Annotated in this window: 8 protein-coding genes; 2 read left to right on the forward strand and 6 right to left on the reverse strand. The window is 68.0% G+C overall.

Annotated features, from left to right (window positions below; genetic code table 11):
• Positions 1-31: 31 nt before the first annotated feature.
• The 3 genes from P3W85_RS41600 to P3W85_RS41610 form a co-directional block, all read right to left on the reverse strand.
• On the reverse strand, positions 32-994 hold the full coding sequence (locus P3W85_RS41600; RefSeq protein ID WP_017224748.1) for a Bug family tripartite tricarboxylate transporter substrate binding protein: 963 nt from the start codon (positions 992-994) through the stop codon (positions 32-34).
• Between the two features lie 187 nt (positions 995-1,181).
• Positions 1,182-2,726, reverse strand: a complete 1,545-nt coding sequence (locus P3W85_RS41605; protein WP_276269109.1) for a class I adenylate-forming enzyme family protein — start codon at positions 2,724-2,726, stop codon at positions 1,182-1,184.
• 82 nt (positions 2,727-2,808) lie between these two features.
• Positions 2,809-3,777 carry a Bug family tripartite tricarboxylate transporter substrate binding protein gene (locus P3W85_RS41610; RefSeq protein ID WP_276269110.1) on the reverse strand — a complete coding sequence of 323 codons (969 nt, stop codon included), beginning with the start codon at positions 3,775-3,777 and terminating at the stop codon, positions 2,809-2,811.
• Positions 3,778-4,103: 326 nt separating this feature from the next.
• On the opposite strand from P3W85_RS41610, the gene P3W85_RS41615 reads away from it, so the two are divergent.
• A complete protein-coding gene (locus tag P3W85_RS41615; RefSeq protein ID WP_276269111.1) occupies positions 4,104-5,312 on the forward strand; it encodes an acyl-CoA dehydrogenase family protein in 1,209 nt (402 codons plus the stop codon).
• A gap of 86 nt (positions 5,313-5,398) precedes the next feature.
• Positions 5,399-6,526, forward strand: coding sequence for an acyl-CoA dehydrogenase family protein (locus P3W85_RS41620; protein ID WP_276269112.1), 1,128 nt, complete (start codon positions 5,399-5,401; stop codon positions 6,524-6,526).
• Between the two features lie 117 nt (positions 6,527-6,643).
• On the opposite strand, the gene P3W85_RS41625 is transcribed toward P3W85_RS41620, so the two are convergent.
• From P3W85_RS41625 to P3W85_RS41635, 3 genes are all read right to left on the reverse strand, one after another.
• Positions 6,644-6,886, reverse strand: a complete 243-nt coding sequence (locus P3W85_RS41625) for a DUF1272 domain-containing protein (RefSeq protein ID WP_276269113.1) — start codon at positions 6,884-6,886, stop codon at positions 6,644-6,646.
• Positions 6,887-6,907: 21 nt separating this feature from the next.
• Positions 6,908-8,446: an acetolactate synthase large subunit gene (locus tag P3W85_RS41630; RefSeq protein ID WP_276269115.1), complete on the reverse strand. Its 1,539-nt coding sequence runs from the start codon at positions 8,444-8,446 to the stop codon at positions 6,908-6,910.
• An 84-nt stretch (positions 8,447-8,530) separates the two neighbouring features.
• Entirely contained in the window at positions 8,531-9,346 is an 816-nt protein-coding gene (locus P3W85_RS41635; protein ID WP_276269114.1) for a GntR family transcriptional regulator, read from the reverse strand.
• Positions 9,347-9,645 lie beyond the last annotated feature (299 nt).

A 9,645-nucleotide genomic window follows, 5' to 3' on the forward strand; every position in this document is an offset into this window, starting at 1 on the left:
TGCCCGCCATGCCTGCCCGCTCGGCGAGACATCAATCCACCTGGATATTCGCGGTCTTGACCACCCCGCCCCACAGCTTCAGCTCGCGCTGGATGCGGTCCGCCAGCGGCTTCGGGCCCGTGATTTCGAGATCGTAGCCGCCTTGCGTCATGCGCTGCCGGAAGGCGGGATCGTCGCCGACGGTCTTTTGCGCCTTGACCAGCTTGTCCGTCACCTCGGCGGGCAGCTTGGGCGGGCCCACCAGCGCGTACCAGCCGGTGATATCGTAGTTCTTCATGCCCGACTCGATCATGGTCGGCACATTCGGCAGCGCCGGGTTGCGCGTCTTCGACGTCACCGCCAGCGCGCGCACCTTGCCGCCCTGGATATGTCCGATCGCCGTACCCGTGATGTCGAACATGAACGTTACCTTGCCGCCGATCACGTCGGCCATCGCGGGCGAGTTGCCCTTGTATGGCACGTGCAGCATCTTGACCCCGCCCATCTGCGCCAGCAGTTCGGCCGACAAGTGATTGGACGCGCCCACGCCAGCCGAGCCGAAGCTGACGCCCTCGGGATGCTTGCGCGCGTAGTCCACCAGTTCGCCTACATCCTTGGCCGGGAAATCCTTGTTGATCAGCAGTACATTGGTGTAGTCCGAGATCAGGCCGATATAGCTGAAATCCTTGGTCGGATTGAAATTCACCGACCTCTGGATCAGGGGCGTCATGGTCATGGTGGGACTGGCCACGAAGTACAGCGTGTAGCCATCCGGCGGCGCCTTGGCGGTCAGGTCGGCGGCAATGGCGCCGCTGGCGCCGGCGCGGTTGTCCACCACCACCGGCTGCTTGAGCACGCGGCCCAGGTAGTCGGCATAGATGCGCGCGGCCGTATCGACCGGGCCGCCGGGGGCATAGCCCACGATCAGCTTCACCGGACGCGCCGGATAGGTGTCCGCCCATGCAGCGCCCTGCGCTACTGCCAGCAGCATGCCGGCCATCATCCATTGCTTCATCTGTCTCCTCCTTATATGAATTTCCGCCAGGCCGCGGCGGGCCGTGGCACTGGACGCGAGAACGCTTCGACCCGCGGCGAAGCGCTGCCGGCGGCGGCATGGGTCCGCTGGATCACGGAACCCGGCCGGTGCCGGCCATCGCCTTCGCCGCAGGTTTCAGTCATCAGCGGGCTTGCCATCGCCGGGTTCATGCCGCGACCGCGCCACCGGCCAGCATGGCGCGCAACGGCTGCTTCAGGAGCTTGCCGCTGGCGGTGGTGGGAATGGTCTCGATCACGCGGATCTGCGCGGGACGCTTGTACGGTGCCAGGCTTTCGCGCAGATAGGCCTCCAGCGCGCCAGCATCCAGCGCCGCGCCCGGCTGCGTTTCGATAAAGGCCACGACTTCTTCATTGCCATCGGCTGCCGTGCGCCCGACCACGGCGGACTGGCGCACGCCGGGAAAGGCATTGATGACCGACTCCACCTCGATCGGGTAGACATTGAAGCCCGAGCGGATGATCAGGTCCTTGGAACGGCCCACGATGAACAGCGCGCCGTCCTCGCCTAGCAGGCCGAGATCGCCGGTATTGAGCCAGCCGCCTGGCAGCAGCGCCTCGGCGGTCTGCTCCGCGTTGCGGAAGTAGCCGCGCATCACGCCGGGGCCGCGCACCCGGATCTGGCCGCGTTCGCCCGCGGGCATCGGTTCGCCCTGCTCGCCGGTGATGGCGATTTCCACGCCTTCGACGATGTAGCCCGCCGAGCAATCGCTGCGCGGCGCGTCCATCCGGGTGATAAACAGCGAGCCGGCATATTCGGTGATGCCGTAGCCGTGGTGCAGCGGCTGGCCGAACCAGGCCTCGGTGTCGCGCTTGAGGGTGGGATCGAGCGGCGCGCCGCCGGTGTAGAGATAGCGCAGGCGGGGAAACGCGGCGGCCCCGCCCGGCAGCGACGACTCGCGCGCCACCGCCATGATGCGCGTGAACATGGTCGGCACGCCTTGCAGCATGGTGACGCCGGGCGACGCCAGCGCCGCGAACACGTCGGCCGCATCGAAGCGGGGCCGCATCACCAGGCTGGCGCCGGCATACAGCGTGGCCATCAACACCGTGGCGATACCGAAGATGTGCGACAGCGGCAGCGCGCCGTAGGCGATGTCGTCGGGACCGAGGTCGCGCGAGGTGGCCGAGATCCGCGCGAAATGCGTCAGGCCGGCATGCGGCACCATCACGCCCTTGGGCGCACCCGTGGTGCCGGAGGTGTAGATCAGCGTAGCGATGTCGCGCGCCTGGGCCGCGTCCACGGGCGCCGGCGGCTGTGCGGCACGCACGGCGGCGAAGCGCGAATCCAGCGCGGCACAGTCGACCGGCTGCGCGCCGAGCCGCGCGGCGTGCGCGGCCGCCACGTCGGAGACATGACTGGTAAAGAAGGTCAGCAGCGGTTCGGCATGCGCGCGGATGCCGTCGATCTCGCGCGGCGAAAGCCGCGCGTTGACCTGGATCGGCCATGCGTGCAGCGTGCTGCAGGCAAACAGCATCACCACCATCTCGGCGCAGTTCTCGCCGACCACCATCACGCGGTCGCCCTGCCCTACGCCCTGCGCGGCAAGCCAGTCGCGGGTGGTGGTGATGCGCTGCCACAGCGCACCGTAGCTGACGATGCCGCCGGCCTCGTACAGGCAGGGCGCCTGGGGCGATTGCGCGGCCCAGTGCTGCGGGATGTCATGGATGAATTCAGGGCGAAAGGAAGACATGATGCTAGCGATGGTGAGAGGGGAACCGGACTGCCTGGTCCGCAAGCGGGCTCATGGGACGACTCGCGAGGGGACGCACTGATTACTGATCCAGACTGATATGAGCCGACTTGATCAGGCCGTCCCACTTCTGGTACTGGGTGCGCATATACGCGCCGAACTGCGCCGGCGTGGAAGGAAAGGGCACGGCGCCCTGGCCCGCCAGCCGCGCCGCCAGCTCCGGCTGCGCGAGCGCGGCCACGATCTCGGCGTTGAGGCGGTCGACCACGGCCGCCGGCGTATTGGCCGGCGCCACCACGCCGAACCACGCGGTCAGTTCGTAGCCGGGCACGCCCGCCGAGGCCAGCGTCGGTACGCCGGGCAACTGTTCGGACGGCTTCGCGGTGGTGACCGCCAGCGCCCGCACGCGGCCGTCGCGCACATTGGGCAAGGCGGTGGAAATGCTGTCGAACATCATGGTGAGGCGCCCGCCGATCAGGTCGGTCATGGCCGCGGCGCTGCCCTTGTACGGCACGTGCTCGATGCGCACATCGGCCAGATGGGTGAAGAGCTCGCCCGCGAGATGCGAGGACGAGCCATTGCCGAAGGAACCGTAGCTCAGCTTGCCGGGCTCGCGCCGCGCCAGTGCGAGCAGTTCGGCAATATTGCGCGCCGGCACGGAGGGATGCACCACCAGCACATTGGGCAGGTAGGCGACCGAGGCGACCGGCGCGAAGTCCTTGAGCGGATCGTAGCCGGGCTTGCCGTACAGGCTCTTGTTCACGGCCAGCGGGCCAAAGGTGCCGAACAACAGCGCATAGCCATCGGCCGGCGCGCGCGCCACCGCCACGGCGGCGATATTGCCGCCCGCGCCGGGCCGGTTCTCGATCACCACCGGCTGCCCGAGCCGCACCGCCAGCGCATGGCCGACCTCGCGCGCAAGCAGGTCGGTGGCGCCACCCGGCGGAAAGGGCACCACCAGCCGCACCGGCTTGTCGGGGTATGCCGCCAGCGCGCCAGCGGTGGCGAACAGCCACCCGCACAGCGCCATCCATCTGGTCCAACGTGACATCGCCTGTCTCCTCGGCGTTATATGTTCTTGCAGTGATGGAACTGCGCCAGTTTGGGCCAGGCGCAACAGGCGTGCCATTTGGATTTGGCTAAGGCCGTGTTCGGGATGGCCGCCGCGGACCGCTTCACCGCCCGGCCGCGAGACCACTGCCCCGTCCGGCAGGCCAGACCCGTTCAAGCATGCCGAAGGACGGCTTTGCCATTGTGGAAGCAGTGAATCCCGCCGCGCCCCATAGAATCGCTGCACTGCATCGAGGAGGCGGCCGGCAGCCCGTGGCGCATCGCCAGGGCGCGAAGGCCGGCCTTCCCAACCGAGGGGACAATCAGATGGATTTGCGTTTCAGCGCGGCGGAACAGGCGTTCCGCGAAGAGGTTCGCAGTTTCGTGCAGGCCAGCCTGCCGGCGGATATCCGCGACAAGGTACTGGCCCACCAGCGCGTCGAGAAGGATGACTACGTGCGCTGGCACCGCATTCTTCACGCGCAAGGCTGGGGTGCGCCGACCTGGCCGAAGGAATGGGGCGGCACCGGCTGGAACGCACTGCAGCGCCTGATCTTCGAGATCGAAGCCTTCCGCGCCGGCGCGCCGCGCCTGCTGCCTTTCGGCCTGACCATGATCGGCCCGGTGCTGATGAAGTACGCCAGCCCCGAGCACCAGCAGCGCTTCCTGCCGCGCATCCCCACCGTGGAGGACTTCTGGTGCCAGGGTTATTCCGAACCCGGCTCCGGCTCCGACCTGGCCTCGCTCAAGACCCGCGCCGTGCGCCAGGGCGACCGCTATATCGTCAACGGCCAGAAGACCTGGACCACCATGGCGCATTTCGCCGACTGGATCTTCTGCCTGGTGCGCACCGATAGCGAGGCCAAGCCGCAGGAAGGCATCTCGATGCTGCTGATCGACATGAAGACGCCGGGCGTCACGGTGCGCCCCATCGTCACGCTCGACGGCGGCCACGATGTCAACGAAGTCTGGTTCGAGGACGTGGAAGTGCCCGCGGCCAACCTGCTGGGCGAGGAGAACCGCGGCTGGACCTACGCCAAATACCTGCTCGGCCACGAGCGCACCGGCATTGCCGGCATCGGCCACTGCAACCGCGAACTGCGCCAGCTCAAGCACTACGCCGCGCAAGCCACCGACGGTGCCGGCCGGCCGCTGATCGACGACGTGCGCATGCGCGACAAGATCGCCCGCATCGAGATGGACATCATGGCGCTGGAAATGCTGCTGCTGCGCGTGGCCACGCAGGACGGCGGCCGCGGCCCTGGCCCGGAAGCCTCGATCGTCAAGATCCGCGGCTCCGAGATCCAGCAGGACCTGGCCATGCTGCAGATGGAAGTGGCCGGCCCCAACGCCTGGCCGTATTCGCCGCGCTGGCTCGAAGCCGGCGCGGCGCCGCCGGCCGATACGCCGCTGCACGCCCCGGCCTGGGCCGCGCCCGCCGCCTCGACCTACTTCGACATGCGCAAGACATCGATCTATGGCGGCACCACCGAAGTACAGAAGAGCATCATCTCCAAGATGATCCTGGGTTTCTGACGGCGCGTACCGGAAGGACGCACTGAAAGCACGCGCCAGGCGCGAGAGCCCCGAGACACGCAAGGACGGAAGGAATCAACACAGCCATGGACTTCAACTACAGCGAAGAACAGCAGATGCTGGCGGACAGCCTGCGCCGCTTCATCGATACCGAATACACCTTCGACAAGCGCCGCAAGACCGCCCGCGGCGGCGGCGGCATGGACCGCGCGGCCTGGGCGCAGCTTGCCGACATGGGCGTGCTGGGCCTGACCGTGCCGGCCGAATACGGCGGCTTTGGCGAAAGCGCCGCCAGCCAGCTCGTGGTGCAGCGCGAACTCGGGCGCGGCCTGGTGCTGGAACCGGTCACGCCGAGCGCCGTGATGGCCGCTGCCGTGCTGAACGCACATGGCAGCAATGCCCAGAAGGCGCACTGGCTGCCCGCCATCGCCACCGGCCAACGCGTCGTCACCCTCGCCTACCTGGAGCCGACCACCCGCTACCGCCTCGAGACCGCGCGCGCCAGCGCCGAACGCAAGGGCGACGGCTATATCATCAATGGCAACAAGAGCCTGGCCTGGCACGGTGAAGCCGCCGACGCCTTCCTGCTCACCGCGCGCATCGCCGGCACCAACGAACTGGCACTGTTCCTGGTGCCGCGCGATGCCGCCGGCCTGACTGTACGCGGCTATCCCACCATGGACGGCCTGCGCGCCGCCGACCTGGTACTGCAGAACGTCGCGGTAGACACCACCGCCGTGGTTGGCGACGCAGCCGACGGTCTGACCGCCCTGCTCCACGGCATCGACCACGGCATTGCCGCGCTATGCGCGGAAGCCGCCGGCGCGATGGAAAAGCTGATCGAGATCACAGCCGAATACCTGCGCACGCGGCAGCAGTTCGGCAAGCCGCTGGCGGCGTTCCAGGCGCTGCAGCACCGCATGGCGGACATGCTGGTGCAGAAGGAGCTGGCGCTATCGATGGCTTACGTTGCGGCGCAGGCGCTGGATGAAAGCGATCCGGCGCAGCGGCGGCGGATGCTGAGTGCGGCGAAGGTGACCGTGGCCAAGGCCGGGCGCCTGGTAGGCCAGCAGGCGGTGCAGCTGCATGGCGGGATGGGCATGACGGATGAGCTGGAGGTGGGGGATTACTTCAAGCGGCTGACGATGGTGGATGTGCTGCTTGGGGATAGTGATTACCATCTGCAGCGGTATGGGGAAGCCATGGCGGCATGAGGATCCGGGCCTGCGGCTTGGGACCAAAGGCGGAGTCTTGAACCCAAGACCGGCTGCGGCGCCACCGTCAACGGAAGGTGAAACCGCAGCCGGCTCATGAATCCGGCTCGGTTCCGGTCAAGTGCCGCATCCCTGCGGCTTGAAAACCCTGGCGTCCGAAGGCGGAAACTTCCCCAGCTTGCCAGCCGGCCGCCGCGGCCTTGCCACCAGTTCCCCGCCGCAGTTCGGGCAAACCCCGCCCAACCTCTCCCCTGCGCAGTCCGCACAGAAAGTGCATTCGAAAGAACAGATCCGCGCCTGGGCCGAATCCGGCGGCAGATCCCTGTCGCAACACTCGCATCCAGGCCTGAGTTGCAGCATGATGCCTCCTTCGGGGTAAATTCAGATCACCAGTTCGATCACGAACGGACCCGGGCGCGCGTTCGCCATGCTGAACAGCTCGGCAAAGCGCGCCATATCGTCCGCCCGCGCCGCTTCCACGCCCATGCCGTTGGCCAGCTGCACCCAGTTGAGGTCAGGGTTGCCGATGTCGAGCATATCCAGCGCGGTCTTGCCCGGGTTGGCGCCGACGCCGGCCAGTTCGCCCAGCAGGATGGCGTATTTGCGGTTGGCCAGCACCACCACGGTCACGTCCAGCTTTTCGCGTGCCATGGTCCAGAGCGATTGCAGCGTGTACATGCCGGAGCCGTCCGCCTGCAACGCGACCACCCTGCGCCCGGGCGCGGCCACGGCGGCGCCGGTGGCCAGCGGCAGGCCGTCGCCGATCGCGCCGCCGGTGAGCTGCAGCCAGTCGTGCGGCGCGGCATGCACGGTGCCGGGATAGAAGGCGCGCCCGAAGCTGACGCTCTCCTCCACCACGATGGCTTGTTCGGGCAGCAGCGCGGTGAGCGTTTGCGCCACGGCTTCGGAGGTCACCGCGCCCTTGGCGATGTCGTGCGAGGCGATCGAGCCGGGCAGCGACACGGCCGGCGCCCCCAGTTCGTCGGCAAGGCGCGCCAGTGCTTCGGCGAGATCCTGCTCGGGGCGAGCCAGCACAAAGACTTCGGCGTCTTCCGGATAGGGACGCGGCGACTTGCCCGGATAGGCGAAGAAGGTCACGGGCGGCGGCGCGCCGACCAGGATCACGTTGCGGATGCCGGCCAGCCTGGCGCGGGCGGCGTCGCCGGAGTACGGCACGCGATCCACGTTGAAGCGGCCCCGGCCGCGCGCCACGCGCGCGTTGGACATCGGCGTGATCAGGCGCGCATCGGTGGCAGCGGCGATGCGGTGGGCGTCGGCCAGCGGCGCTTCGCGCAGGGCGGTGCCGGCCAGCACGATCAGGGTGGGCTGGCCCGAGCGCAGCACGCGCGCGGCTTGCTGGACCGCATCGGGAGAGACCTTGGACACGGGAATCGGCGCCAGCGGCGCGGCCACGATGCCACCCGCATCCCAGCAAACGTCGGACGGCAGGATCAGGCTGGCGACGCCGCCGGGCGCGGCGCAGGCGGCCTGTACCGCGGTGGCGGCATCGGCGCCGACCGAGGCGGCATGCGTGGCGGTGCGGGTCCAGACCGAGACCGGGCGCGCCCAGCCCTCGGTATCGGCGGTCAGCGGCGCATCCAGCGGGCGGTGATAGGTCGCCTGGTCGCCGACGATATTGATCACCGGGGTCTGCGCGCGGCGCGCGTTGTGCAGGTTGGCCAGGCCGTTGGCCAGGCCCGGGCCGCAATGCAGCAGCGTGGCCGCGGGCTTGTCCGCCATGCGGGCGTAGCCGTCGGCGGCGCCGGTCACCACGCCTTCGAACAGGCCGAGCACGCAACGCATGCCGGGAATACGGTCAAGCGCCGCCACGAAATGCATCTCGCTGGTGCCGGGGTTGGCAAAACAGGTATCCACGCCGCACGCCAGCAGTGTCTTGACCAGGCTCTCGGCGCCGTTCAGCTCGCCCTGCCCGTTGTCTCCTTGGTTCCCTTGGTTGCGCTCGGTAGTCTGCATTTCGATGATTTCCAGTTGGCAGGTTGTTGATCAGGCATCGGGGCCGCGCGCTGGGCGCGGCGGGACATAAGCAGGGGCGGCGCCCGCGCCGGGCGCGAGCAGATCGAAATCCAGGCACACGAATTCGCTCGGGAATTCGATGCGCGCGTAGTAGACAATCACACCGTCGACACAGGCGTAGCGCCGCAACTCGGCCACCGGCGCGCCGACCGGCAAGGCCAGCCTGGCTGCCGATTCCGCGCCGGCCGCGATGATCGACAGCCGCTGGCGGGCGGCCGTGACTTGCAGCTGCGGAAAACGGTCGAGCACCGGCACCGACGGGCCGTGCCGGAATGCCTCCGGTTTTCGCGCGAACACACTGGCTTCGATAAAGACTTCGCCCAGGGCGAAGGGACGCTGCTCGATCCGGTGCAGCCGCCGCAGGAAGCGATAACCCGGCGCACGCGCAGCCGCGCACGGCATGCCCAGCTCATCGGGCAACGGCACCGCGCCGTCGGATTCACCCAGTGCCTCGGTGTCGAGTTGCTCGCCGACCGCCACCACCTGGTCCCAGCTCACGGGCAGCATCAGCGCACGGCGCTCGCGGCAGCCGGCCTTGACGAAGGTGCCGCGCCCGCGCTCGCGGGTCAGCAAGCCCTCCTCGTCCAGCACGGAGAGTGCGTGATGCATGGTCATGCGCGCCACGCCGAACTCGCGGCAAAGCTGTTCGAGCGACGGAATGCGCGCGCCCTGACGCCATTCGCCGCTTTCGATATGGCGGCGGAAGATGGTGGCGAGCTGGAGGTAAACAGGCTGGCGGCTGCGGGAAAGAAGGTCGCCTGAGGCGGCGGAAGCTGGGATTGGCATCTTCGGCTGAAAGCGGCGCGCGGGCGCCGGTGGGTAGGGATGGCCGCCAGAGACTGCCGTGGCTTGCCTGCCGCTGCAAGCGAAAGACTTTAATAAGGTCTATAAAACTAGACTACTGGGGTTTACTGCAATGCCGGCGAAAGAAAAAGCGCGGGACAGAGGCCGCGCTTTGGATCGCTGACAGGATCGGCACTGCGCAAATTGTCTCCCCCTACCCGGGAACCTCTTCCAAGTCGTTGAATTCATTGGGGACAAATTCAAGGCATTGTTGTAGAAATAGTGGCCCGAATGGCCCGTGC

It is taken from the genome of Cupriavidus basilensis (genome assembly GCF_029335485.1).
GTDB classification, from domain to species: Bacteria; Pseudomonadota; Gammaproteobacteria; order Burkholderiales; family Burkholderiaceae; genus Cupriavidus; species Cupriavidus basilensis_E.